24 protein-coding genes are annotated in these 26,305 nt (G+C 45.7%); 8 read left to right on the top strand and 16 right to left on the bottom strand.

From position 1 onward, the window contains the following. Window positions 1-12: 12 nt before the first annotated feature. From guaD to xdhA, 6 genes are read right to left on the bottom strand one after another with little or no spacing between them, the layout of a single operon-like run. Window positions 13-1,305, bottom strand: a complete 1,293-nt coding sequence (gene guaD, locus MHM87_RS13885; RefSeq protein WP_049588801.1) for a guanine deaminase — start codon at window positions 1,303-1,305, stop codon at window positions 13-15. A 5-nt stretch (window positions 1,306-1,310) separates the two neighbouring features. Beyond that, window positions 1,311-1,637, bottom strand: a complete 327-nt coding sequence (gene uraH, locus MHM87_RS13880) for a hydroxyisourate hydrolase (RefSeq protein ID WP_014976192.1) — start codon at window positions 1,635-1,637, stop codon at window positions 1,311-1,313. A gap of 58 nt (window positions 1,638-1,695) precedes the next feature. Then, entirely contained in the window at window positions 1,696-2,199 is a 504-nt protein-coding gene (uraD, locus tag MHM87_RS13875; protein ID WP_061485521.1) for a 2-oxo-4-hydroxy-4-carboxy-5-ureidoimidazoline decarboxylase, read from the bottom strand. Then, on the bottom strand, window positions 2,189-3,088 hold the full coding sequence (xdhC, locus tag MHM87_RS13870; protein ID WP_239259653.1) for a xanthine dehydrogenase accessory protein XdhC: 900 nt from the start codon (window positions 3,086-3,088) through the stop codon (window positions 2,189-2,191). Before xdhC ends, uraD begins: the two co-directional genes overlap by 11 nt. After that, window positions 3,085-5,451: a xanthine dehydrogenase molybdopterin binding subunit gene (gene xdhB / locus MHM87_RS13865; protein ID WP_239259651.1), complete on the bottom strand. Its 2,367-nt coding sequence runs from the start codon at window positions 5,449-5,451 to the stop codon at window positions 3,085-3,087. Before xdhB ends, xdhC begins: the two co-directional genes overlap by 4 nt. Next, window positions 5,444-6,889 (bottom strand): xanthine dehydrogenase small subunit, encoded by a 1,446-nt coding sequence (xdhA, locus tag MHM87_RS13860; RefSeq protein WP_239259649.1) that lies wholly within the window; start codon window positions 6,887-6,889, stop codon window positions 5,444-5,446. The genes xdhB and xdhA overlap by 8 nt, the downstream gene beginning before the upstream one ends. A gap of 408 nt (window positions 6,890-7,297) precedes the next feature. On the opposite strand from xdhA, the gene MHM87_RS13855 reads away from it, so the two are divergent. From MHM87_RS13855 to MHM87_RS13845, 4 genes are all read left to right on the top strand, one after another. Then, window positions 7,298-7,942 (top strand): TetR/AcrR family transcriptional regulator, encoded by a 645-nt coding sequence (locus tag MHM87_RS13855; RefSeq protein WP_014949073.1) that lies wholly within the window; start codon window positions 7,298-7,300, stop codon window positions 7,940-7,942. 1 nt (window position 7,943) lies between these two features. Further along, window positions 7,944-8,873, top strand: coding sequence for an allantoinase PuuE (gene puuE, locus MHM87_RS13850; RefSeq protein WP_014949074.1), 930 nt, complete (start codon window positions 7,944-7,946; stop codon window positions 8,871-8,873). A gap of 52 nt (window positions 8,874-8,925) precedes the next feature. After that, the gene (locus MHM87_RS19895) at window positions 8,926-9,060 is read left to right on the top strand and encodes a hypothetical protein (RefSeq protein ID WP_275443701.1); all 135 of its coding nucleotides are present in this window, start codon (window positions 8,926-8,928) and stop codon (window positions 9,058-9,060) included. Window positions 9,061-9,326: 266 nt separating this feature from the next. Next, window positions 9,327-9,494 carry a hypothetical protein gene (locus MHM87_RS13845; protein ID WP_231514267.1) on the top strand — a complete coding sequence of 56 codons (168 nt, stop codon included), beginning with the start codon at window positions 9,327-9,329 and terminating at the stop codon, window positions 9,492-9,494. A 107-nt stretch (window positions 9,495-9,601) separates the two neighbouring features. Here MHM87_RS13845 and MHM87_RS13840 read toward each other — a convergent pair whose 3' ends face one another. Then, window positions 9,602-10,933 carry an NCS2 family permease gene (locus tag MHM87_RS13840; protein ID WP_187447044.1) on the bottom strand — a complete coding sequence of 444 codons (1,332 nt, stop codon included), beginning with the start codon at window positions 10,931-10,933 and terminating at the stop codon, window positions 9,602-9,604. 322 nt (window positions 10,934-11,255) lie between these two features. On the opposite strand from MHM87_RS13840, the gene MHM87_RS13835 reads away from it, so the two are divergent. Further along, a complete protein-coding gene (locus MHM87_RS13835) occupies window positions 11,256-12,254 on the top strand; it encodes an adenosine deaminase (RefSeq protein ID WP_239259647.1) in 999 nt (332 codons plus the stop codon). A 65-nt stretch (window positions 12,255-12,319) separates the two neighbouring features. Here MHM87_RS13835 and MHM87_RS13830 read toward each other — a convergent pair whose 3' ends face one another. Next, window positions 12,320-12,682 carry an Hpt domain-containing protein gene (locus MHM87_RS13830; RefSeq protein ID WP_187447046.1) on the bottom strand — a complete coding sequence of 121 codons (363 nt, stop codon included), beginning with the start codon at window positions 12,680-12,682 and terminating at the stop codon, window positions 12,320-12,322. Window positions 12,683-12,852: 170 nt separating this feature from the next. Here MHM87_RS13830 and MHM87_RS13825 point away from each other — a divergent pair, with 170 nt between their 5' ends. The 3 genes from MHM87_RS13825 to MHM87_RS13815 all read left to right on the top strand — a co-directional run bounded on the left by MHM87_RS13825 (window position 12,853) and on the right by MHM87_RS13815 (window position 16,424). Continuing rightward, window positions 12,853-13,104, top strand: a complete 252-nt coding sequence (locus MHM87_RS13825; protein ID WP_239259645.1) for a GGDEF domain-containing protein — start codon at window positions 12,853-12,855, stop codon at window positions 13,102-13,104. A gap of 236 nt (window positions 13,105-13,340) precedes the next feature. Further along, entirely contained in the window at window positions 13,341-14,261 is a 921-nt protein-coding gene (locus MHM87_RS13820) for a diguanylate cyclase (RefSeq protein ID WP_239259643.1), read from the top strand. 159 nt (window positions 14,262-14,420) lie between these two features. Next, window positions 14,421-16,424: an ATP-binding protein gene (locus tag MHM87_RS13815; protein WP_061094750.1), complete on the top strand. Its 2,004-nt coding sequence runs from the start codon at window positions 14,421-14,423 to the stop codon at window positions 16,422-16,424. Between the two features lie 14 nt (window positions 16,425-16,438). Here MHM87_RS13815 and MHM87_RS13810 read toward each other — a convergent pair whose 3' ends face one another. The 8 genes from MHM87_RS13810 to MHM87_RS13775 form a co-directional block, all read right to left on the bottom strand. Further along, window positions 16,439-17,575, bottom strand: coding sequence for a purine nucleoside permease (locus MHM87_RS13810; protein ID WP_239259641.1), 1,137 nt, complete (start codon window positions 17,573-17,575; stop codon window positions 16,439-16,441). A 131-nt stretch (window positions 17,576-17,706) separates the two neighbouring features. Continuing rightward, the gene (locus MHM87_RS13805; protein ID WP_239259639.1) at window positions 17,707-20,142 is read right to left on the bottom strand and encodes a TonB-dependent receptor; all 2,436 of its coding nucleotides are present in this window, start codon (window positions 20,140-20,142) and stop codon (window positions 17,707-17,709) included. 241 nt (window positions 20,143-20,383) lie between these two features. Then, complete coding sequence (locus MHM87_RS13800) at window positions 20,384-21,961, bottom strand: nucleobase:cation symporter-2 family protein (protein WP_239259637.1); 1,578 nt, start codon at window positions 21,959-21,961, stop codon at window positions 20,384-20,386. Beyond that, window positions 21,921-22,304, bottom strand: a complete 384-nt coding sequence (locus tag MHM87_RS13795) for a hypothetical protein (protein ID WP_239259635.1) — start codon at window positions 22,302-22,304, stop codon at window positions 21,921-21,923. Before MHM87_RS13795 ends, MHM87_RS13800 begins: the two co-directional genes overlap by 41 nt. Window positions 22,305-22,520: 216 nt before the next feature. After that, complete coding sequence (locus MHM87_RS13790; RefSeq protein ID WP_014976207.1) at window positions 22,521-22,886, bottom strand: AraC family ligand binding domain-containing protein; 366 nt, start codon at window positions 22,884-22,886, stop codon at window positions 22,521-22,523. 36 nt (window positions 22,887-22,922) lie between these two features. After that, the gene (locus MHM87_RS13785) at window positions 22,923-24,167 is read right to left on the bottom strand and encodes an allantoate amidohydrolase (protein WP_239259633.1); all 1,245 of its coding nucleotides are present in this window, start codon (window positions 24,165-24,167) and stop codon (window positions 22,923-22,925) included. Further along, window positions 24,160-25,428, bottom strand: coding sequence for an alanine--glyoxylate aminotransferase family protein (locus MHM87_RS13780; RefSeq protein WP_239219792.1), 1,269 nt, complete (start codon window positions 25,426-25,428; stop codon window positions 24,160-24,162). The genes MHM87_RS13785 and MHM87_RS13780 overlap by 8 nt, the downstream gene beginning before the upstream one ends. Window positions 25,429-25,438: 10 nt before the next feature. Then, a complete protein-coding gene (locus MHM87_RS13775; protein ID WP_014949089.1) occupies window positions 25,439-26,257 on the bottom strand; it encodes a sulfite exporter TauE/SafE family protein in 819 nt (272 codons plus the stop codon). Window positions 26,258-26,305 lie beyond the last annotated feature (48 nt).

Genomic DNA, 26,305 nt, shown 5'->3' with positions numbered 1-26,305 from the left:
AGCAGCCTGTTATTAATGATGTTCTTTTTTATAGCGGCAGGTGCCGCTTATCCACGTTTGGTCGATAGCGCGGTCATCACCTAAAATACTCAAGGCAAAAAACACATCGTCAAAGTCCGCGTCTTCTTTTATTCTCAATTGTGTCAATTCGTCAAACCTAGGCTCAACAACGATAAAGTCAGCGGTGGTGCCTGGGTTTAAGTTGCCTATTTCATGATCAAGCGCATGAGCTACGGCCGCGCCTTGGGTCATAAGATAAAAGCCTTCTAACGGGCTGATGGGCTCGCTGCGCAATTGACTAACCTTGTATGCATCGCCGTAGGTTTTAAACATGTTAAACGTAGTGCCTGCACCCACATCGGTGGCCATGGCCACATGGACCTTGTTAGCACGCGCTGCGGTCATATCAAAAAGGCCACTTCCTAAAAACAGGTTAGATGTCGGACAGAAGGCCACCGTAGCGCCGCTTTCGCCTAAGCGTGCCCATTCGTTAGGCGTAAGGTGAATGCCATGGCCAAACACCGCACGTTCACGCACAAGGCTGTAGGTGTCATATACATCTAAATAGCCGTCCGCTTTAGGGAATAAGCTCTTCACCCATGCAATCTCGTCTAAGTTCTCAGACAAGTGTGTTTGAATGAAAACGTCGGGATACTGCTTGGCAAGTTCCCCTAATGCAGCAAGCTGCGCTTCAGTACTGGTTGGCGCAAAACGGGGCGTTAGCGCATAGCGGTTGCGGCCCTTGTTATGCCAAGCTTCGATTAATTCTGCACTGTCAGCTTGTGCTGTGTCGGCGCAGTCATTAAGCGCACTAGGGCAATTCCTGTCCATACATACTTTACCGGCCACAATTGCCATATCAATTTCGCTTGCTGCACTAAATAATGCGTGGCTACTGCTTTTATGAACCGTAGTAAAAACAAAACCTGTGGTAGTACCGTTCTTTAGCAATTGGCGTAAAAATACATTAGCAATGGTTTTAGCGTGTTCACTGTCAGCAAACTGCATTTCTGTGGGAAACGTATAGTTTTCAAGCCAGCTCAACAGCTGCTCGCCATAATGAGCTATGCTCTGTGTTTGCGGATAATGCAGGTGGCTGTCTATTAAACCTGGCAAAATCCACTTGCCTGAAAAATCTGTCACAGTGGCAGCCGGGTAGCGCTTTGCTATCTCTTCAAATGTGCCAATGTCTTTTATTTCTTTATTGTCTACTAACAAACCACCGTCTTTGAATATAGCGATGTCATTATCGAACTGTGTAGTTTGGTTAGGAAAGTGCGCAATGCTTGCACGAAAAAGCTGCATGTTTGTTAGCTGCCCCTGTAGCTGCTGAAACCGAATGGAGAGATTAGAAGTGGCACATGATAATGACCGCCATTCTCATCAAGTTCAAATGTAATATCAATGTGTGGGTAGAAACTTTTGCCATGCGTTTCTACAAGGTAAGGCTTGCAGTGAAAGCGCAGGGTATAAACGCCTGCGGCAAAACCGTCTTCAACGCCCCAGTTGTTAAAACGCCCGTCATTATCCGTTTCACCCGAAAGGGTGCTACCGTCAGGTAGTGTAAGTGTAAGGGCAATGCCTTGTGCTGGCTTACCTAATGTAGTGTCGAGTACGTGGCTAGAAAGCGTATTCATACTGTTTTCCTTAAAAACTATTCAATGCGTATTGACCATATTTTTGAAAATTCGGGGGTTAATCCAGCGCTTTGTTAATACGCAATAGGGTTATCTTTATTTGCTCTGCAGCAGCATTGGTAATCTCTTGCTGTGTGGTATTAGGTAGCCTAGCTTGTAATGCTTCTAACATAGTCTGCGCAGAAAGACCGGTGGCACAAATAATAAAGATAAACCCGTGCTTGTCTAAATAGGCGTGATTGGCTTCTTTTAACTGGCGTAAAACGGCCTCGGACGCGCTGGCTGTACCCGACTGCTCGCCCGCAGCAATGGCTTTGGTATTTGCAAACTTTTTGCGCAACGAATCAACGTCGCCAATCATGGGGTGTGCCGTAAAAGCTTCAAGGTAGTCGTCATCACTGCATTTGGCCCACGCGCTCTTCGCTTGATTAACAAGAGCATTCTTGTCGCTGTAGGGGCGTGCTTTTACCATTTGATAAACCCAGGTTTTCGCCGCGCAGCATTGCTCAAACCAAGATGACGCCTCTTCAGCGCTTAGCGTATTTAATTCTTTAAGTATCACTGATGGTGTCCTTTTCTTTGTGAAACGCTATAGCGGGTTTCTCACTGTATTTGTTACTGTTGCCTGCCGTTACTTCTTTTACATGAAGACGCTCGATAATTTGCGCAGATATAGAAACGGCAACTTCAATTGGTTGCTTGCCAGGAATATCTCGGTTACCTATTGGCGTAAATAGCCTTGCCAGCGCGTTGTCGTCAAACCCACGCTGAGTCAGCTTGGTAATAAAGCGCTTTGCTTTGGTGTCTGAACCAATTAACCCAACAAAGGGGAGGGAAGGTTGCTTTAACGCCTGCTCTGTAATGCGATAGTCCAATTGATGATCGTGGGTGAGTATAATCAGCCAACTGTTCTCATCAAGGTGTCTAACTTCGCTCTCTGGTGCTTCTTCCACGACTTTGTGCACGTTGGCTGGCAAAGACGATGGAAACAGTTCCTCGCGACTGTCTATCCACGAAATGCGTACAGGCAATTGAGCCAAAATAGGCACCAGTGCTTTTGCAACATGGCCAGCACCAAAAATGGCGATGTGCTGCTGATGAAGGTTACACACGTCAAATAGCACCTTTACTGCGCCGCCGCAGCACTGTCCTAAAGAACTGCTTAACGGGTAGCTGTAAAGTTCAGTGCATGCTTCGCCTTTTGCAAGGTACTCTCGTGCGCGGGCAATGGCATCAAACTCAAGGTGCCCTCCGCCAATGGTATCGATGCTCTGTGAAGCGGTAACTACCATTTTACTCCCGGGTTCACGAGGAGTAGAGCCTGCAGTGCCAACCACAGTCACAAGCACATAGCCTTCATTACGCGCTTGGCATTCGGCTATTCCCTCATACCAGTTTGTTGCACGAAATGATTGGGGCGCGCGAGATGACTTTGCTGCAGTGAGTGTCATAAAACACCGCCTCGACTGGAAGAATGCTGCATAGCACTTACTGCATTTAACACCCGTTCTGGTGTGGCTGGTGTATCTAGTTGCGGATCAACTGTGTAGCCAGATAGGCTAGATATGGCGTCTTTAAGGGCGCACCACACTGAAATAGCCAGCATAAATGGTGGCTCGCCAACCGCTTTTGAATGGTAAATGCTATCTTCAGCATTTTTTCTACCGAACAGCTTCACATTAAACTCTTTTGGCGTATCGCCAATGGCTGGAATTTTATAGGTCGCCATATTTTCACTTATCAGCTTACCCGCTTCATTCCATTTAAGGTCTTCTGTGGTAAGCCAGCCCATACCTTGAATAAACGCGCCTTCTATTTGGCCAATATCAATGGCAGGGTTAAGACTGTTGCCAACATCGTGGAGCACGTTAACTTTATCTACCGTATATTCACCGGTAAGTGTGTCGACAGAGACTTCGCTCATTGAGACGCCATAAGCAAAGTAGAAAAACGGACGGCCTTCACCGGTATCGCGGTTATACTGTAATTTTGGGGTTTTGTAGAAACCGCCTGAAGACAAAGATACACGAGCAAAATACGCTTGCTGCACAAGCTCGGTAAAGGTAATTTTGTGCTCATCCAATACCACGTGCTCATTAATGAATAGCACGTCGCCAGCGCGGTCCTCTAGACCTAAGCTTTTGGCAAAGCACTCGGCCAAACGGGCTTTTAGCGTAATACACGCATTTTGTACGGCTTTTCCGTTTAAGTCAGTGCCGCTTGAAGCTGCTGTTGGTGAAGTGTTAGGTACTTTGTCAGTGCGTGTAGCAGTGACTTCAATCATATCCAAATCTAGTCCAAATTCATTGGCTGCAATTTGGCCTATTTTGGTGTGAAGCCCTTGGCCCATTTCAGTACCACCATGGTTCACCTGAATACTACCATCAGTATAAATGTGCACCAAAGCGCCAGCTTGGTTTAAATGCTTCGCGGTAAATGAAATGCCAAACTTAACAGGCGTTAGCGCTAAACCTTTCTTAATCACCGGGCTTTCGCGGTTAAAGGCTGCAATAGCTTCACGGCGCTGCCAATACTGAGCGGTTTCTTCTAGCTCGGCAATCATATCGGGCAGAAGGTTATGTTCTACCTTCATTCCGTAGGGGGTAAAACTACCTGTCGTGGGGCCGTATAAATTACGTTTTCTTACCGATAGGGGGTCGCTGCCAATAGCACGGGCAATTTTATCAATCATGGCTTCAGCCATAATCATGCCTTGCGGTCCGCCAAAGCCTCGATAAGCGGTGTGCGATACCATATTGGTTTGCAATCTGTGACCAACAATGTCGCTATCACCTAAGAAATAACCGTTGTCCGCATGGAACATGGCTCTATCGACAATGGCGTCAGATAAATCAGGCGAGTGCCCACAAATACCGTTGATTGTCATGCGGGTGGCTTCAATTTTACCTGTCCCGTCAAAGGCCACGTCGAACTCGTTTTCGAATGGGTGACGTTTGCCAGTAACATGCATATCGGTGAAGCGTGGTAAGCGAAGCTTAACCGCACATTGATTGCGCGATGCCAGCAGAGCCGCTATACAGGCCCATTGCGCGGCTTGCGTTTCTTTTCCGCCAAAGCCGCCGCCCATACGTCGCATGTCTACCATTACACGGTGCAATTTTACATCTAGCACTTCGGCAACGAGTTTTTGTACCTCACTGGGATGTTGACTAGACGTATAGATTTTCATGCGATCTTCTTCATCAGGGATCGCAAGGCTCACTTGTCCTTCTAAGTACATATGTTCCTGTCCACCAATACTGAGCGTGCCATGTGCTTGGTGGATCGCTTTTTCAAATGTACTTTCAACGCGGTCAGTATGTTGGCCAAACCGATGTAGGGGACGCACAAACGTTTGCTGCTGGTGGGCAGCTTCGGCACTAAGTATAGGTTTGGCTTCACTCACCTCTACTTTCCCTTTTAGCGCAGCTTGTCGGGCAAGGTTTACCGAAGTGGCAAGTACTGCAAATACAGGCTGACCGAAGAATTTGATTTCGCCATTAGCAAGTAACGGATCGCCTTCGAACACAGGTCCAATATCTTTATGGCCAGGCACGTCGTCAATCGTAACCACATCTACAACGCCTTCACTTTGGCGAACAGCGTCAAGATTTATCGAGTTAATCGTACCTTTTGCGCATTGGCTTACACCAACTGCGGCATAAAGAGTGCCTTGAGGTTCAATAACATCGTCAACATAGTTGGCGCTGCCTTGTACTTGGCGTGTTGCGCTCTCGTGCTCTTTAGATACGTGAACGACGCTCTGTTTGTCGTTTTGTTGCTGTGGATTAGGGGCGTCAATTAACTTACGCATGCTGCACCACCCGTGTTTCAATTTGGTTTGCTGTTTGGTTTTCTAACCAGAAGCGATGCCACAGGTTAGCTAAAACAGTTTTACGGTATTGGGCTGTAGCGCGCACATCATCGATAGGTGAGAATGCATCGAATAAGACTTGTTTGCCCAACGTTAAACACTCGTTGCTAGCGAACTGCTTACCTTTCAAAACGTTTTCTAACGCATTGCAGGTTGACGGAACTGCTGCCACACCACCAAAGCCACTGCTAATGGCTTCTACCTTGCCGTTGTCGAGTGTGACATTAAATACGGCGCATACAGCTGAAATATCATCTTCAATTCGTTTCGATATTTTATATGCAGCTAATGCTTGATTGGGCTGTTTCAATGGTATTTCTATAGCACTTATCCATTCATCTTTCGCCAGCATGGTCTCGCGATAGCCTGTGAAGAATGTGCTAATTGGGATCATACGAACTCTCTCGCCGTTATCTAAATGCAGTATGGCATTCAATGCGAGTAATAACGGCGGCATATCACCAATAGGGGAAGCGTTAGCCACGTTACCGCCAATGGTAGCCTGATTGCGGATAGGCAACGAAGCAAATCGGGTAACAAGCTCAGCCACTTGCGGAAATGCATTTAGTAATAAAGGTGCCGCATCATTTAGCGGTACAGCTGCACCAAGAATAAGAGAATGCTCGCTTTTGGTGCATTGTTTTAGTGCATTAATATGCGTCACACTGATAAGCGTTTCTACATCTTTTAGCTGTTGCGTGAACTGAAGGCTTAAATCCGTGCTGCCAGCGACTAGCTGTGCAGTTGGATGCGCTTGCATCAGAGTCCTCAGTTCTTCGCGAGACGTTGGCGTATGGATATTTCCCGTACCTGTGGGTTTCTCTCCAGATAATGACAGTAATGTAGAAAGGGTGGCAGCTTGGCGTGCAGTGAATTGATCATCAGGTGTTTGTTCGCACACCGCCATTGTAGCGTCGATAATAGGGCGGTAGCCTGTGCAGCGACATAAGTTGCCTGACAAAGCGTGCAGCACATCGTCGCGATTTGGTTTTGTATTGCTGTGATATAAGGCGAACATCGACATGATAAAACCAGGCGTGCAAAAGCCACACTGAGAACCATGGTGATCAACTAGCGCCTGCTGTACGGGGTGTAAGTGTTTACCATCGTTCAAATGCTCAACAAATAAAAGCTGCTTCCCATGAACTGCACTCATTAGCGTGATGCAGCTATTCACTGTTCGATAATTAAGTTCTGCAGCGCTATTTGAAGAGGCTGGTTCCACAAGTACTACGGTACATGCACCGCAGTCTCCTGCTGCACAGCCTTCTTTTGTGCCTGTTTTTTTGCGATGTTCGCGAATAAATTGTAGAAGGGTGAGGTCGGCCCGCGCTTCATTTAATTCAACGACATCGTTATTTATTAGAAAGCGAATCATACTCACACCTTCTTGTTATATTCATTCTTGTATTCATTAATATAGCTGTATTTTTTCAATAAAAGTAGACCATTTGGTCAATTTATTGCTTATAAAAAAAGGCCGAGTTCTAAAAGGCCATGATTTTGCGCAAATTTGATTGGAAAAAAAGAAGTGATACCTTTCTATTTTTCTTTTGCTAAGCACTACGTCGATTTGTTAATAAAGAATAAGGCAAGATTCGTGCAAGGTTTTGAACTATTCGCGTAATTCGTGTTTTAGTATGGTTAACACTCCCTGCATAGGGTATGTATGATCTATAAGAGCATAGCAACTCGTCGGCAATAAATGCTAACCTATCGAAAAGGCATGCAGCATTTATACTGCCCGTGCGCTTGCAAAGTAGATTGCAAAGGAATTTTAATAATAATGATGAAGGTAAAAAGTGCTGACGCTGGCGTTGGCGCTATGAACAGAAGAAAAATACTCCAAGCCGCTGAAAAATGTTTTGCACAGTTTGGCTTCAAAGGCACAGCAGTACAAAAAATTGCTGATGAAGCAGGACTTCCTAAGACTAACGTTTTGTATTATTTCAAAACAAAACAAGAGCTCTACGTAGCGGTACTAGAAGAAACCCTCTCGCTGTGGAACTCACGTTTTGATAAAGCCACAGTAGAAGACGACCCAGCCGAGGTACTCGCCAATTATATCGCCGAGAAAATGGAAGTGTCGCGAACGCATCCAATGGCCTCAAAGATCTTTGCGATGGAAATTATCAATGGTGCACAAAACTTAAGTGGCTACTTTGATGAAGAGCATGCGCTTTGGATGAAGGGGCGACTTGCGGTTATTGATGCATGGGTAAAGGCCGGCAAACTGCCTCCTGTTGAAGGTGAATACTTGCTTTACACTATTTGGGCTAGTACCCAGCACTATGCTGACTTCTCTGCGCAAATAACCCGTCTACGCGGTAAAAAGATGACAAAATCAGATTTTGAAGACGCTACAAAACAAGTGGTAAAACTCGTGCTCGGTGGCTGTGGGTTATCTGTGCCAGAAAACTTCGAGGTGTAGCATGACAGAGTCTGTTTACCCTCGTGATCTGATTGGTTATGGTCAACATGTACCTCACGCTAAGTGGCCGGGCGAAGCAAAAATCGCGATTCAGTTCGTATTAAATTACGAGGAAGGTGGCGAAAATTGCGTGCTTCATGGTGACGAGGCGTCGGAAATATTCCTATCGGAAATTATCGGCGCACAAGCGTATAAAGACCGCCACCTCAGCATGGAGTCTATTTACGAATACGGTAGTCGTGCAGGGTTTTGGCGTTTACACCGTTTGCTTAATAAATACGACATTCCCGTTACTGTGTTTGGCGTCACTATGGCTATGCAACGACACCCTGACGCCGTAAAAGCCATGATGGATTCAGGTTGGGAAATCGCCAGCCACGCCATGCGCTGGGTGCATTATCAAGACATGGACGAAGAGCAAGAGCGTAAACAAATTGATGAGGCGATTATTCTTCATGAGCAGTTAACGGGCAGTAAACCTGTAGGTTGGTATACAGGAAGAACGAGTCCGAATACGCTGAAGTTGATTGCAGAGCGCGACGATATCTTATATTGCGCCGATTCATATGCTGACGACTTACCTTACTACGACTGCCATTACAGCAAGCCGTTATTGATGGTGCCGTACACATTAGACACCAATGATATGCGCTTTGCCACGCCTCAGGGCTTCAACAGTGGGGAACAGTTTTTCACCTACTTAAAAGATGCGTTTGACGTGTTATATGAAGAAGGAGAAGAAGCGCCTAAGATGCTATCTATCGGCCTTCATAATCGCATAATAGGACGGCCTGCTCGACTCGCCGCACTTAAGCGCTTTATCGAGTACGTTAAGTCTCATGATAAAGTATGGCTAGCGACACGAGAGCAAATTGCCCGTCACTGGTTGGAGCTTCATCCTAAAGATGGTGGTGACAAGCCGCGTACGTAGCGTTTACAGTACGCCTACTATATTTGAAGTACAGTAAAGTGAAGAGACGAAAGTGAAACAAATGGAGCGCTATCGCCTTCACTTAATAAAGGACAAAACCATGAAAACAAAACTAGCCATTATTGCCCTTGGGGCGCTAGCGCTGACAGCATGCTCAAAGCTGGCTAAAGAAAACTACGATAACTAAGGGGCTGTTATCCTTTTCTGTGCAGTTTTGGTCTAAATGGAAGCCTTTTAATCGCGAAACAGTCCTGCAGGCCTAGTGGGCTAAGTTAAAGGGCTGTGACAAAGAGTAAAAGGCTTCCATGACGACCCCTCCGGGCAGCGCCTGTATGTCATCTATACTGCGTTGAATGTTTTCGATTTAGGCCCACTAGACCTTCAAACATCCTCCTTGTCTAGATGACATACAGACGCTGCAAAAATGCACAGAAAAGGTTAACAGCCCCTAATATGGGTATGTCTCAGGACGAAGTTGAAGCAATTCTGGGTTCAGCTGACAACTGCGGAAAAACAATGGGTACCATGGCATGTACATGGGGCAATGAAGACAGTAAGCACGTTAAAATCGTATTTATGGGTGATAAAGCCGTTACCTTCACTTACGATGGATTGAAGTAAACGTATATCTTTTTCACTTGCCTAGTCTAATAAGAAAGGTGGCGTTGAAAGCCACCTTTTTTGTATCTAAAGCGTTAACTTACAGGCACGCAATAAGCGCCGTTGAATTATTTTAAATCCAATAAGTATCGTAATAAGAAAACAATCGCTAGTGCATAAGTGAGCGGTGTTACTTCTTTAAATTTTCCCGTACCTACCTTAATGCCAACATAAGTAATAAAACCAAGGGCAATGCCTTCGCTAATGCTGAATGTGAGCGGCATGGCGATAAGTGCAACAGAAGCAGTGGCTAACGCACCTAAGTCGTCGAAATCAACCTGTCGAATCGATTCCATCATTAAAATACCTACCATCAATAGCGCTGGCGTAGTGGCCATTAGCGGGATAACTTTCATTAGCGGTGTTAAAAATAGCGAGAGTAAGAAGCAGACAGAAACCACTACTGCGGTAAGCCCGGTTCTGCCGCCCGCCGATACGCCCGTAGCGGACTCCACATAGCTAGTTACTGGAGATGTACCCACTAATGCGCCAGCAATACTCGCTGATGCATCGGCTGTCATTGCTGAGCCAATTTTCGGTAGCTTGCCTTCGGGTGTAAGTAGATTGGCTTTTCGAGATACGCCGATTAAGGTACCTATGGTATCGAACATGTTCACAAACATAAGTGCGAAAATGAGGTCCCACGTTTCAGCAAGGTGATCGATTGGGTACCAAAAGTCCATTGCCATAAAGGTGTTTGAAATAGATTCTGGCATGCCAACTACAGCAGAAGGCGTTGCAGTTAAGGTACCGTTTTCAGTGGGGATAAAAGCACCAATTAAGGTGAGTGTTATGATAGAGATTAAGATAGCGCCTGTAACGCGTTTCACCATCAAAACGATAGTAAAAATAATGCCGATGAGCGCTAACATTACTGCTGGCTCAGAAAGGTCGCCAAGCTGTACGAAGGTTGCGGGATTATCAACAATCAGCCCCGCATTTTTAAGGCCGATAAAGGCAATGAACAAACCTATGCCACACTGCACGCCGATTTTAAGAGAAGGCGGTATAGACTCGGCTATTTTGGTTCGAACTCCGGTGAGAGAAAGGAGTAAAAAGAGAATGCCGTTCCAGAATACAATACCAAGCGCTGCTTCCCATGGAATTTCACGACCAAGACAAATGGTAAACGCGAAAAAGGCGTTCAAGCCCATACCTGGTGCCAACGCAATAGGGTAGTTAGTCATTAGCGCCATCATTAAAGTGCCAATACACGCCGCTATTGCTGTCACTGTAATTAGGCCCTCTACGGGCATGCCACTTAACCCAAGAATACCTGGGTTCACCACGAGTATATAAGACATGGCTGCGAACGTAGTAAGTCCTGCAATGATCTCTGTTCTTACTGTTGTTCCGTGTTCCTGCAGCTTAAATAGCCGTTCGATTACGTTGTTGGACATCAAGAGTTCTCTGTTAGTATTTCATTGTGTGTTTTGTGCGTTGAAAGCAATAAACTGACCAATTAGTCAACTTGTTGGTGTGTTTTGTGCTAACTTACTTTTCAGTACAATGACTAATTAATAGCCATTGCGTGACTCAAGGTCACTAGCCAGGCAGCACAAAGCCAGCCAAACGGTTAGTAATCAACATAGATGAAGTCAAAAAAACCGCAAACAAAACCTAAATGAGCAATAGAACTCGTTTACAGATAGCATTAAAGATAAACTATTACGCACCAATTAAATGCCATTGCATTGTTGTGGTGCAAATAAGTGAGGGGCCATGTCGCTGTCATCAATAATTAAAAACATTCCAAAGGCCGAACTGCATCTGCATATAGAAGGTAGCTTAACGCCTGAACTTATGTGGCGCCTAGCTGAAAAGCACAGTGTATCACTTCCTTATGTTAGCGTGGAAGAGATAGAAGCGGCGTATAACTTTGAAGATCTACAAAGCTTCCTTGACTTATATTATGCAGGGGCGGGCGTGCTTCGCGATGAGGATGATTTCTTTGCTTTAATGTGGGAATACTTAACGCGGTGTCATGAGGACAATATCGTCCACACAGAAATTATGTTTGATCCGCAAACCCATACAGAGCGTGACATAGGTTTCGATATTTTCATGCCAGGCTTTTTGAAGGCGATGGAAAAAGCAAAAGATGAATACGGTATCAGTAGCTATTTAATCATGTCTTTTCTTCGTCATTTGCCTGAAGATGCTGCTTTCGATACGCTTTCTGCAGCAGAGCCCTACTACGAGCACATCACGGCGGTAGGGTTAGACAGCTCCGAACTTGGCCATCCGCCATCAAAGTTCGAACGTGTTTTCAAAAAAGCCAAAGCGCTGGGATTTAAAATTGTCGCCCATGCTGGAGAAGAAGGACCGGCATCTTACATTTGGGAAGCCATCGAGCTATTGGACGTTGATCGTATTGATCACGGTGTGCGCTGCCAAGAAGACGAGGCGCTTATGGACCTCTTGAAAGAAAGACAAATTCCACTTACTGTTTGCCCGTTGAGCAATCTCAAGCTTTGCGTAATTGATGACATGAAAGACCACAATATTGTCCAGCTTCTTGATGCTGGGCTTCTGGTCACGGTTAACTCTGATGATCCTACGTATTTTGGTGGTTTCTTAAATGACAATTTTGAAGCGTTGCACCAGTCGCTGGGTATTGACGAAAAAACAATTCGTACGTTGGTAGCAAATAGTTTCAAGGCAAGTTTTTTACCGCAGGAGCAGAAAAACCAGTTTGTTGAAAAGGTTCTTTCAGCCTAGCAAGGCGAGGAGTGGATGATAGTCGAGTTAGCTTCTGGCGATTAATGCGAGGAGCTAATGTGATTTTACGATTTCATGACTGCAATAGTTTGCTTAATCAAACTGTCTAATTCTGTGATATCTTGAACGATTTCGCTTAAATCGTCTTGCTTGGCTTTGTTTTCAATAGACGATGCCTTTTCCCGAATGGCATCGGCACCTACATCGCCCGACACACCTTTCATAGCATGACTGTTGAATCTAACGGCTTCAATATCTAATGCGGTCGCTGCACTTTGAAGTGCTTGTTGTTTTTGTTCTATTTGCGCTAGGAACATTTCAACAATACGGTTCAATAACCCCTCATTTCCACCCAGCCTGCTTATTGCGGCATCGCGGTTCCATAATTGTTCTCGAGTGGGCGTATCGTTTGAGTTAGATGTGTCCATATGTGCCACCGTAATTGAAGCGTTATACCAGTGTACAATAAATGTTCTAAACAAAAAACAGCAAGTTCAGCCGCTTAGCAAACAACGGTTCATAAATCGGCAAAACCTAGACGAAAGACTAATATTTTTTACGTATCTCAGGCAATGTAACTTTTGTTAACCCGGTAGCTATGTCTTATAGCGCTACGCTGGCCCGCGTGGGTGGCGATGAGTTTGCCTGCTTACTTACTGAAATTGGCTCGGGTTACAGTGCAGACAGTATTGCTATGGCGTGTTTAAAGGCGGGTAGAGAGCCCATTGAAATAAACGGTAAGGCCCATCAACTTAGCTGCACTCAAAGCTCTTGGGTGTCACTTAGGGCAGGGTTATTTTATGTGTCGTCCCTTGGTGGTGGCGGATTTCTTCACAAAGTTCATCGATGATTGCCAAGTTGCGTAAGGTTCACTCGGCGGCGTGCAGAACGCTATCGATAGACCTTCTTTATAACCTTGTCTTTCAAACCATACCTACTTGGAAGCAAACTAGCTGACTTTTCGATACAAATTTGGATGTAAGGTGTTAGACTTGCATAAAGCGTTGTCATTACTTTGATATTGTAAAAGCAGAAACAACGCAAGCGAGAATGGCCGCCTTGGTGTAGTAACAATAAAAGTACCCGATGAATCGAAAAGAAATAAAACCCTACGCAGAGTGTAACGTGCTTATTGTGGATGATGAGCCGATGAGCCGTATGCTGCTTGAATCCATCCTTGAGTCGGTGTTTACCTGTGCTACAGTCGAGTCGGGAGAAGGAGCCATATCTTACTGTAAAGCTAATTTGCCGGATTTAGTTTTGCTGGATATGAACATGCCAGATATTGATGGTCTAGACGTTTGCACAGCCTTAAAGGCCTCGCCTGAAACGAATCATATCCCAGTCATTTTCGTTACATCTACAATGGATATTGAAAGTGAAAATGCGTGCTGGGAAGTAGGGGCGTCAGACTTTGTGATGAAACCGGTTAACGCTTCCACGTTAACGCATCGCATCAGAACACATCTGCAAAATAAGCTTCGCACCGAATTTCTTGAAATGATGACATTTCACGACCAGCTAACGGGCTTGTACAATCGCATGTATTTAACCAACGAAATTCCGTTACTTATTAAGCAAGTTGCGAGAGACAATGGTACAGTTGGAGCAATAATGATCGATATCGATTACTTTAAGCTTTTCAACGATACGTACGGTCACCTTGAAGGCGATATTTGCCTTCAAAAAGTGGCGCAAACTGTATCGGATACAGTTAAACGCCCCAAAGACGCCGTTATTCGCTTTGGCGGCGAAGAGTTTTTAGTCGTCCTCCCCTATATCGACCATCAGGGCACAAAATTAGTGGCACATCAGCTTGTTGAGGCTGTTGCCCATGCAAAAATTCCACATGGTAAAGGGATAGAAAACCGCGTATCAATAAGTGCAGGCTTTGCAGTTTGGAAAGCTACGGATGTGGTTGAAGACGATGTAGCTGCGCTTATAGAAGACGCTGACATTTCACTGTTTGAAGCAAAAGAATTAGGGCGAAACCAAGCCAAGGGCTGAGGCCACCGTCCAATATCCCATCATAAAAATAGAATTTCTAGCCTATTGTTTAATATCCCGTATTCAAATTCCAAGCTATCTTTATAAATGCGGGGCCGCTATGCATGAATCGAGCAAGGCGGCAAGAATCTTGTGGTCTTTACGCTTGGGTAGCGAACCATGGTTTATTTTGACGAACAATCGAGTTTGAATGTGAAACTGGAACACCAGTTGAAGGCATCGCTAACCAGTTTGGTACAGCGAGGCTGTGATTCGTTTGGCGTGTTTCAAGGTTTACTTCTACAGTTGGACGAAGAGACAGTTAATATATTGGTTAAAGCTTCGTCGGCGTATGCACCCAACTTTAAGTCGGTCCCTTCTTTCTCTACCTGTGTACCTGTAGACAACTGCTTTCCTGTAAACAGCGCTAAGTGTTCTACTGCATTTAAACAATGGTTTTTTACTTATTTTAATGCCGAAAAGTACATCCGAGGCCGTGTTCATACCCTGGATGGAAGCCAAGTGTGCTTGGTCTTTATTAATGCGTGCCCGGAACAGCCGGTTAACCTCGACAAGCTGTCGCTGTTAGACGATTGGCTGAGCGTGATGTTGAATAAGTTTCATCTCGAAAAAGCAGAGACCAATCAAAACACGTTGTACGAAAAGTTACAAAGTGTAGCGAACATAGGCACATGGGAAGTTGATTTGACCACTAATGCACTTAGCTGGTCTTCACAAACTCGGCGTATTCACGAAGTCTCAGAGGACTTTGAACCCACATTAGAAACAGCTATCAACTTCTATAAAGAGGGGTTTGATAGGGATGAGATTAACCGCATTGTCTCCCACGCGGTGGCTACGGGTGAACCGTGGAGTGCAACGCTTGAACTTGTCTCCGCCAAAGGTAATTCGGTTTGGATAGAAACCCACGGCATGGCTGAGATGAAGCACGGAAAGTGTGTTCGTTTGTTTGGAACTTGCCAAAACGTTAACAAATCGGTGCAACTTAGACTCGAATTGGAAGAGAGAAGAAGAGAAGCCGAAGCTGCGTCTAAAGAACGTGGCATATTGTTATCTCGTATAAGCCACGAGTTAAAGACGCCGCTCAATGGCATAACCGGCATGTTGCAGGCGATTAAGTTCGAAAATAAAGAAAATGTACGAATGCGCAAAGCGGATGTGGCGCTTCATAGCGCAGACCGTTTATTGTCTCTTATAAACGATGTTTTGGATTACACCTCCATCATTAACGGCGAATTCTCACTAAAATATAGCGACTTTTGTGCACGTTCGTTAATTGAAGATATCCTGGATGTATTTAAAACAAAATGCGTAGAGAAAGGCGTAAGGCTTTACGCAGTGCTGTCTTTTGACGAAAACACTTATGTTCACGGAGATGCCGCCCGAATCAGTCAAGTCATTACAAATTTGTTATCGAACGCGGTTAAATTTACACCGAAAGGGTATATTTCGGTGCAAGTTACGTTAAAGCATCAAGGCGATGTGCCTATCTTACTTGCGTCAATTGAAGACACTGGGGTGGGCATGAGTGATGAAATATTGTCACGTATTTTTAGACCATTTCAAAACGATACCGCCAGTGCCTCTGAAGAGTTAAATGGAAACGGTTTAGGGTTGTCTATCGTCAATCAACTTGTTGACAAAATGGATGGCGAGCTTGAAGTGCGGTCAAGCGTAGGGAAAGGCTCCTGTTTCGATATTGCTATACCTGTAGAAATGGCAGTTTTAGATAAAGAAAAGCAAAGTGACGTTGTCCTCTCTTCAGACCTGCTTAGTATTCCTCTTAACGTTTTGGTTGTTGATGACAACGATATAAACCGTTTCGTGCTTGCATCCATGCTAGAGAAGTTTAATTACCTTCCAGATGAAGCCGAAAATGGCGAAGTGGCCGTTCAAATGGCCCGAGCTAAAAAATACGATATTATATTTATGGATTGCGCTATGCCAGTGCTCGATGGGGTAAGTGCGACTAAGATTATTGTTCAAGAAAACTTATTGCCTAAGCACGGCCGCATTGTGGCTGTAACGGCAAATACTACACCTGAAGATAAGACTGATTGTAGCAATGCGGGCATGGCCGATTTTCTTGCCAAGCCCGTGGTACAAAATGACGTTACCCTTCAGGTGCGCCATGCACTAAAGGCCAAATCAGTGACAGCGTAGAGGTTAATGTGTGTTTATTCCGCTGAAGGGGGCGTATCTTTTACGGTTTCCCAATGCGTTACAATATAGTCTGTAACCTGCGAGCCGACATTATAGGCGGCTTCTATAGCGGCTCCCATTGCTGCATATCCATCGCCAGAACTCTCTAACTTTAAGTTCTCCGCAGCGCTCAACGATGGTGGCTGCATGGTAAAATTGCTCGCTGTTCTAAGAATAAGTAAGCGGTCTTTGTTGACTACCTCTGCATTGTCCAAGTAGCTCAAGCTTTGAAGTGTTGCTGAGTCTTCCATGCCCGAGGTAACAAAATTTCCTTTGCCCTGCGTCCAGTATGCTACCCAATCGTTTGCCCACGCATTTAGTTTTTCGCCATGCCAAAAGGTAGAAGCAGATAAATGCGCACCCATCGACACATTTGGAAGTGCTTTAGCACTAGCTGAGTTGGTGTACTTTGCTCTCAGTGCATCCATCGCTTCGTTGTTTAAAAGCTTGGTGTCTTTTGTCAACGAATAGGCCCACTTTGCTAACGGTAAGTTCAGCGCGTACACCTCGCCATTTGGGCTGTTGTTTACGTCTACAGCATCAGCGTTTTCAAAGGGCGCATGAGTGAAGAGGGGGAAATAACCCGTACTCCACTGAGACGGAATTTCTCTAGCGTCAATTTGATGTGCTAGGTCGCCATCGACTACATAATCGGTCCAAATTGCACTTCCAATGGTGTTATCCGCTGGGTCGACTCCCGCGATCCCAGCGACCAACCAATAGGCTTGGGATAAATCAAAGCGAGGATCAAGACCTAGTGCCATTATTGCTGCTGAAGCGCGCGCAATGCCCATTCCCGTAACCATACCGATTACACCTGTATCAGGATTGGCGTAAATATCGTGAAATCCATGAGGCAAAGGGTATTGGGTTGTGAGTTTCTGGCGAGCCTTCCACAATTGAAATTCACCAGGCGCGTCGCCTTCGTCGTTGCCAATTTCGAACATACTTACTACAACAACCTTCACTTTCATTGGCGGCTTAGCGTCATTGGCTTTAACATTGGCAGAATAACTACTGCTACAGAAACCCAAAAACATAGCCAAAATAAGCAAAGCGTTGAAAAAGGCAGACCGTTTTTGTTTAAGCAGTGGATAAAAAGAAAGATGCATTTAGTACTCCTAAAAAAGAGCCCAGCATAATCAAACTGGGCTTCTTATCGAAAAAACTTACAGGCCTGAGAGCGTGTGTCGAACGTTCAATCTACACATGAAGCACGACCACGCTCAAAGAGTATGCGAACTTAGAATGAGTAAGTAAATTTAGCATTCCAGTGACGCGGTAGTTCAGGTAGTACAATTTGACTACCAAATAGATCAGGGAAGTTAGAGCGGAAATAACGCTCGTCAGTTAAGTTTTTAACGGTTAAGTTCAACGACCAATCTTCTGCCTGATATGACAAGCCAGCATTGACTAACGTGTAGGCTGGAAGTGTCACTGCAGCTGAGTAGCCAGACGCGACCTCATCCACATCCACAATACTCACGTTGGCAGCATAACCATTTTGGAAGTCATAGGTTGCTGTCAGCGTGTAAATATTTTCAGGAATACCGGCCTTTCGACCGTCAGAGTTTGTTTCTCCTTCACCAACAAGGTTAAGACCTACTACGTTCCCGCCAAAAATTAACGAAGGATCATCAAGAGCAACTAAATCGTCAGCACCTAAGAATCCAAATTGGTTTCCATTGGCAAGTGCAGTTAAGTTAATAACTTCTATATTTGTATAGCCAGCAGAAACAACAAGGTTCTCATTGACTACCCAACGAAGTTCAAATTCGGTGCCTTCGTTATTGGTTGTGTTGTTGGTAACCGTATTCTGAGTATTGAAGTCGGTACGCTCTTGCTCAAAGAATGAAAGGGCAAAATAGAGTGTATCGTCAACGAGAGAACCTTTAATACCGTATTCCATCAGCTCAGACGTGTCGAATGCACCACCACCACCAGGTTGATTGAGTTGGCCAACACCAATCTCGGCGCCCTGGCCTGCAACAAGGGTAGCTTGCTCTGCTGCAGTGATATAAGGAATAAGGCCAAATTCAAATTCATATGAAATACTAGCGTTCCAAGACCATCCATCTACGGTTTCTTCAGCATAAACTGGTGTTTCATCTCCAGTAGCACCCAGAAGTAAATCCGTGCGTGATGTGCTTTCAATATCAATAGTGTCGTATCGTAAACCTAGTACTAAGTTTAAACCCCAGTCCCAAGTTAAATCGGTCATTGCAGCAATGCCTAAGTCTAAGTAATTACCTACGTCATAGTTGTCGTAGTTTTTACCCGAGCGGGTAGACAAAAGGCGGCGATCGAGCGCTGAAGACGGCATGGTTAGGTCGCGACGATTAAAGAACTCGTAAGTGAAGTCATCGCCGTGCTCAAAGTCGGTATAGCGCACAGATGGAGAAAATTGAAATTGCGCTAATAGTCCGTCGTTCTCATATTCTGTCGCAAAAATTAGTTTGTCTTCTATAACCCAGCTGTCATGGAATTGTGAGAAGCCATAAGCATTTTCGTTTATGTTGTCGTATGCATCATAGAAAAGCTGGTTGCGAATTTCCCAATTATCCGTGTAGTAAATGGTGTCGAAGTAGAGCGTTATGGCTTCGTTACCAAGTTGGTCATCAGGTGCTACCAAAGTTTGGCTACCACTTAAGGTCGTAGTACCTGGGTTTTGTAATGCCATTAGAGGATCGAAAAAGTCGCCTGTAACCGAATCTAATGGGACAGCTGGCGTGAAAATAAACGGTGAAATCAAGTCGGCGACTTCAGCATATTCTTCGTGACTGATTTGACCGTCGCCGTCCGTATCTAATGGTTGAGCCGTACCTGTAATATAGGTTCCGTCGTCAACTAACTCTCGAGTTAATCGGTTCCAGCCGGCCACTTGGTTACCATCGTAGTCGTGGTACATACCACCAAATTCGAAACGAAGGTTATCGGTAATATCGATATTAAATGATGCTTGAAGTACGGTTTGATCAGTCTGGGTATTGTCGTAGTAACTGTCAGAGTTTTCTAGCTCACCGTATATGTAATAGCCCATTTCTTTACCGGCAACACTAGTCGGTCCGCCAACTTCTGCGGTTAAAATGCTCTTGTTCCACGACCCCGTTGTGTAAGACAACGCGCCTGTTGGTGCATCTAAATACTGCCCCGATGACGCACGGGCAGACTTGGGATTAAAGTTCAGATAACCACCAATTTTTGATGGGCCGTAAATAGGTGATGCCGGACCACGAACGATGTCGATTCGGCTGGACGCGCCAATAGGCGTAGGGTAGTTACCTGGGTTGTCTAAGCGCTTAACACCGCGGAAGTAAGTTTCCCCGGGCGTGCCCCGCACATCCAGAGAGCCTGCAACACCGAAGAACGACTGTGTGAATGTACCTGGTGCGAACGCGACGAGTTCATCAATGTCTGAAACGTTGAAGCGCTCCATTTGCTCTTGAGAAATCGTGGACGCTGAGCGAGGCGTTTCGAGAATAGATTTGCCAAAGCCAAAAACTGACTCAACGTCTTGGCCAGGAAGGCTCCCAAGGGATCCTGTTACCTGAATTTTTTCAACATCTTTTTCTTTAACCTCTGTCTCTTCTTGAGCAAAAGCTTGCGACGATAGCGCGACCGCGGTAGTCATTGCAAAAGCTTTTGCTAGAGGAGATAAATTGAATGTAGTGTTTTTCATGGTTTCCTCGTTATTTTTAGTTGCCCCTTTTTAGGGCTCTTTTCACGCATTTTTATATGCGTTTTGTTATTGGCAAGAGAGTTAGCAGGATGAGTGCCAACTACTTGTCCAGTTGGTCAACTTTTAACCTTCTCTTAAGTTGCTGAATTATAGGGATAAAAATATATAATGTTGTTCTTATATTGTTGTTTTTATGTAAATAAACTCAATCGCATAAATGCATGCACTTATAAGGTGATTTTTAGCGAGCTTTTGCACTAAAAAGAGCAGAGGTTACGCCCGGTTGCCCGTCTATACTTAAAATGGATGTCGAGTGAGCTGAGTGCTTAACAACCTCATGGTTTACAACGGCTTTTTCATTGAGTGCTTTCGGCGCCCTACGGTTACCTTCTGGCTTTGGGTTGTGAATAAGCTCGTAAGCAGGGGTGTCCTGAGCAACGCCAGTGCTGCTTTCAATTTTTTGTGCACTAGCGTGTGGGGAAGCAAGGGGCTTTTTTCCAGGTAAGGTTAAATCAAGGATGACGGCGGTAAGGCCGGCCGAGGTTACTGGGGAAAGTAAGATATTTTCAAGCCATGAAGGCAATTCAGAAAGGGCTTCTGGTACCATCATTACACCAATCGCCATACCTAGCGCACACGCTGTCACCAAACTACTGCGCCTATCAAGCGCGTAGCTGGCTAATAGCTTTAAACCGCCCACGGCCACCATGGCAAACATAACCAGAGTAGCACCGCCAAGAACTGGCTTGGGAATAGCCTGCAGCACACCACCTACAATGGGGAAGAACCCAATAGCAACGAATAGCGCTGCAACAAAAAAGCCGACCTTACGGCTGGCGATGCCGGTTAATTGGATAACCCCGTTATTCTGGCCAAATGTAGTATTTGGAAAGGTGTTGAACATGCCAGCAAGTAACGAATTAACGCCGTCGCCCAAAATCCCGCCCTTCACTCTTGCAAGATAAATCGGACCGCTCACAGGCTGCTTGCAGAAAAGACTATTTGCGGTTAAGTCGCCGGCCGTTTCTATTGCACTAAACAAATAGATGAGCGCGATAGGTAAAAAGAGAGTGATATCAAATGCAATGCCAAAGGCAAAAGGGGTGGGGATCGCTACGACGGAAAGCGAAGCAAGGCCGCTGAAATCTAATCCTTTTGTAATGCCAACATAGGTTGCGCCAATCGCCATACCAATAAAGATGGCGCTTAAACGCAGCCAATGATTTGTTGAGGCGTTCAAGAAAACAATGATGAGCAACACGCCTAGGCCGACGGCTAAGTTTTCTGTGCTGGCGAAGTCAGCGGCGTGAAAGCCTCCCGCAAGATCAGTCATGCCTACGTTTATCAAGCTTAGCCCAATAGCAGTTATTACAATTCCTGTAGTTAATGGTGTAATGATACGTTTGAGCTTATGTACAAATAGACTAAACACCACTTCGACCATGGCACCCGCCATAGTTAATCCAAACAACAAAGACAAGACATCTTCGGATGTTCCTCCATCCGCCTTGACCTGATTTCCTGCCAGTATCAATGCGCTAATAAACGCAAAACTGGTACCTTGGATGGCTACCAATCCACTGCCTACCGGGCCTATACGCTTTGTTTGAATTGCCGTGCCTAAGCCGCTTACAAACAAGGCCATACTGATAAGATAAGGCGTGTATTCAGTAAGGCCCAGTGTTGATGTAACAATAAGAGTCGGGGTAATGACACCGACAAAGCTTGCAAGTAAATGCTGAAATGCCGCGGTAAGTGAAGGAAGAAATGCCGGACTATCATGTAAATCGTAAAGTAGTTCGCTGTGATTTGAAGACATGGTTATTCCTTGTTATTTCCTTAATTGGCGAAGACGGAGACGGCGCCGAGTCACACTCGCTATGATTTATCTTAGTGAAGTACTGATAGCCGCCGTTTAGCGCTTGATTAGTTGCTAGCTCATACCACCATTTGCCGTACGCCGAACCTGATAAGTGATGGTGCAAGTCACCGCCTTTTGGAAACTGTTTAAGTAGTTGATAGGTCTGTGAGTCGGTCAATGACTGTGTATATTGCTTAAACCAACTGTTTGCGTCTTCTTCAGTAGCAAAGGGGCTTGCGGCGGAATAAAGACCAACAAAGGATAAAGACAGAATGAACAGGGTTCGTACAACAAATGACATGAGCAATTTTTCTTAGCAATAGTTGCTCTGTAGTTGCAAGATATTGACCAGTTGGTCTGCTTAGTAATGTGTTTTTAAGTTGTTGTTTTAAAGTGTTTTTTATGTGGGTTTGGGGTAGGAGCAAATAATTAGGCAATTCGTAAGCCCCATTTTGGTGCCTAAACAAAAAAATGCGCTAAATTAGCGCATTTTTTCAGAGCAGTGCGAACGGTCGTTTTATAGGACTACGCCTTCATCTAACGTCACAAAAATTGAGTGGCGCACTTCATTGTACATTGCGCGGGAACAATGGCCTTCGCCTTCTGTGTCTTCTAGCAATAGTACGTCACCTGCTCCAAACACGTGGCGTTCACCGTTAGACACCGTAAATTCAGCACGCCCTTTAATAATGAAAAGGAGTTGTCGCGCCGGCGCTGGATGCCACTTAAAATCATAATCTGCAGGCGTTTCGCGAAAAATGATCTTATCGGCTCCAAATTTTTCTGAAAGCATGCCGATAGGACCGCCGTCTTTTAGCGCAATCTCCACTTCGCCAAAGTGACTTTTGCCTGCTTCATCGTTGTAAATCCTTGTTATTTTCATTATTAACCCTTCATTGAAACTTTACTGATTTGACCACTACGTATGCTTGAGCTTGCTAATGGTTTTATAAAGTACTGACAAACTTGCGGCCACGTCATCAATGGTAATAGATTCTGCAGGGTGGTGACTTATTCCGCCCTTACAACGTGTGAACAACATGGCCACAGGGCAAATATCAGCAATAGCCATAGCGTCATGACCTGCTCCCGAGGCAAGGACTCTTGGCTTAATTCCGCTTTCTTCTACGCCTCGAACTAGCGCTTCTTTTAGCTGGCTATCGCAATGCACCGCAGGTGCGCTGTGGGTTTGCTCCCGTGTTAGCGTTATTTGTCTTGCATGCGCAATGGCATCAAACTTTTGCAATATTTCTGCCAATACAGAATCTCGCAATTCATCATCTTCGCTTCTGATATCGAGAGAAAAACGTGTGCGACCAGAAATGACGTTAACGCCGTTTGGCGCATTTTCAATTTTACCTACCGTGGCTACAACGCCCGGACGCTGCAAGCTTATGCTCTCTACAGCCAATAGCATCTCTGCACTTGCGCACAACGCATCTCGTCGCATAGACATTGGCACAGTGCCAGCGTGACCCGCCATGCCTTCTATTGAAAAATTAAAACGTTTTGCACCTGCAATAGCACTGACAACGCCAACTGGCAGATTTTCTTGCTCTAAAACAGGGCCTTGTTCAATGTGAAGCTCTATGTAGCCCAAAATGTCGGTACGGGAAATAGCGGCACTGTTTACTGCGTCGAAATTAAGGCCGAAGTTCGCCATGGCTTGCTCTAAGTTCACGCCATTTTCATCTTTTAAATGACGCCATTGCTCTTGCCATTTACCGGTGAGCGCGCGGCTTCCTAAAAGGGTGGTGCCAAATCGCGTGCCTTCTTCATCACAAAAACCCACAATATCTATATGAAAAGGGAACTTGGTTTGCGTGCCATCAAACATAGCGACCAGCGAAATAGCGGCGACCACGCCTAGCATTCCGTCGTACTTTCCGCCGTTAGGCACAGTGTCGAGGTGGCTACCTAGAATTAATCGCGGTGCGTTGGGCACGCTTGATGTATAGCGCCCCCATATATTGCCAACAGCGTCTTGCCAGGTGGTCATTCCGGCTTCAATCATCCACCCTGAGGTGAGTTGATTTGCAAGCTTGTGTTGTTCGGTCAAATAGCGCCTGTCTAAACAGGCTGGATCCTGGCTTAAGGTGCCTAATGTTTCGCACCTTGCCATGACTTGCGTAGCCAATTCAGCAAATTCTGCGAATTCACCCATTGGTGACTCCCGCCGCTTTAGCCTTAGCATAAACGCTAAGCGCAGCATCTACACCTTTACCAGCAGGTAGCGCAAACCCTTGCATACGAAGAACAGTTTCAAGGGACTGGAGGGTATGTAACACGGCATCTTCTCTGGCGTTATAGCCCATAGTGCCAATGCGCCAAATTTTTCCTTTTAGCGGACCAAAACTAGTGCCTATTTCAATGTTAAAACGCAGAAGTAAGGTTTCGCGTACCTCTTCGCCATGAACACCCTCGGGAATATGAACACCTACAACGTTGTACATTTTGTGTTTCAGGTCGCCGAAGGGCTCAAGTCCCATGGCCTGAATACCGGCTAGCATCGCGTCGCCCGCTACTTTGTGACGAGCAATCACGCTCTCCTGGCCTTCTTCTAAATGCAGGCGCGCGCATTCACGGGCGCAATAGAGCATACTGGCCGCTTCGGTGTGGTGATTTAGTCGCTCCTCGCCCCAATAATCCATGATCATGGGCAAGTCGAAGTAGTTAGAACGAATTTTAGGGCCACGCGCAGCTTCATGGTGAGCATCGCGAATGCCGGCTTCAACGTGGTGACGGGTACGCACGGTTTTAACAAACTTGTCGCTTAGTGTAATAGGAGCACTGCCTGATGGGCCTCCTAAGCACTTTTGCAGGCCAACTGACACCGCATCTAATTTCCAAGCATCAACGTCTAGCGGGTTCCCACCTATTGACGCTGTTGCATCGCAGTAAAACAACACATCGTTTGCTTCACAAATCGCGCCAATTTCTGCAAGCGGTTGCAGCATGGTGGTGGACGTATCCCCTTGAACAATGGCAAGCAGTTTTGGTTTTACGTCTTTTATCGCCTTTTCAATTTGTTCAGGTGAAAACACTTCGCCCCACGGCACTTCAATGGTGTGAACTTCAGCGTCGGCGCGCTCTGCAATTTCAGCAAGCAAATGCCCAAAACGCCCGAAGATAGGCACGAGGACTTTATCGCCTGGCTCTATTGCCGAAACCAATACAGCTTCAATTCCAGCGCGCGACGTACCGTCAACCAAAAAAGTTTGCTGGTTTTTCGTATTGAAAACATCGCGGTAAAGTTGCATCACCTCGTTCATGTAGCCAGTCATTACAGGGTCATATTGACCTACTAACTGGGTAGACATGGCGCTTAACACACGGGGGTAGCAGTTAATTGGGCCCGGGCCCATTAGCAAGCGAGGCGGCGGGGATAGTGGAGCAAACGTTCTGTTAGAAGCTTCTTTAGACATGTGGGCACTCCTAGATAAGCACTTGCGCTAGCATGCGCAAGCCAGTGATGATGAGAACAACGGCGAAGATTTTCTTAAGTAAGCCAGCGTCTAGCTTGTTGGCTATGCTTGCTCCGACAGGCGCAAATAACACGGTGAGCGGAACAATGCAGACAAACCCCAGCAAGTTTACATAGCCGTACGTAGCGAAGGGCGCATCAACAGGAGTGGTACCAACAAATAGCAGCGTGAGTGCCGCTGGAAGCGAAATAATTAAACCGACTGCAGCAGCGGTACCCACCGCTTTGTGTGCTGGGTAGTTACAAAATGTGAGAGTCGGCACGGTTAACGTACCGCCACCAATGCCTACCATAGAACTAAATAGGCCAATGCAGGTTGCCATAATCGACTGACCCGCGCGGCCCGGTAGCCCTTTAAATAGCGCGTCTTTCTTGCCAATAAGCATATTAATGGCAGACAAGGTTGCAATAATGCCAAACAGTAAGGTAAGGAACGTCGGGTTAACAGCCGTCACCGCATAGCTTCCGGCAAGCACGCCAATTAGAATGAATACTGCCCACGCTTTTAGCAATGCAAAGTCTACATTGCCTTTACTGTGATGAGCACGAATAGAGCTTACTGAAGTAGGGACGATGGTTGCCAGAGACGTTGCCGTGGCTATAACCATTGCGCTCTCAGGGGACACACCGAGGGCTTGGAACAAGAAAAACAGTACCGGCACGATGACAATACCGCCACCTACGCCAAGCATTCCTGCTAGTATGCCTGCGAACACGCCTGTTCCTGCTAGCGATAATATAACCGTTAGGTTATCCATTAAAAACTGCATGTGATTTCTTTCTCTTTAACGTTTGTTGGTTTAACTATTTTTCAGTGC

The organism is Alteromonas sp. Cnat3-28 (assembly GCF_022348265.1).
Classification (GTDB): domain Bacteria; phylum Pseudomonadota; class Gammaproteobacteria; order Enterobacterales; family Alteromonadaceae; genus Alteromonas; species Alteromonas macleodii.
Note: the sequence above shows the minus strand (reverse complement) of the source record. Positions and strands in the feature narration are given on the sequence as shown.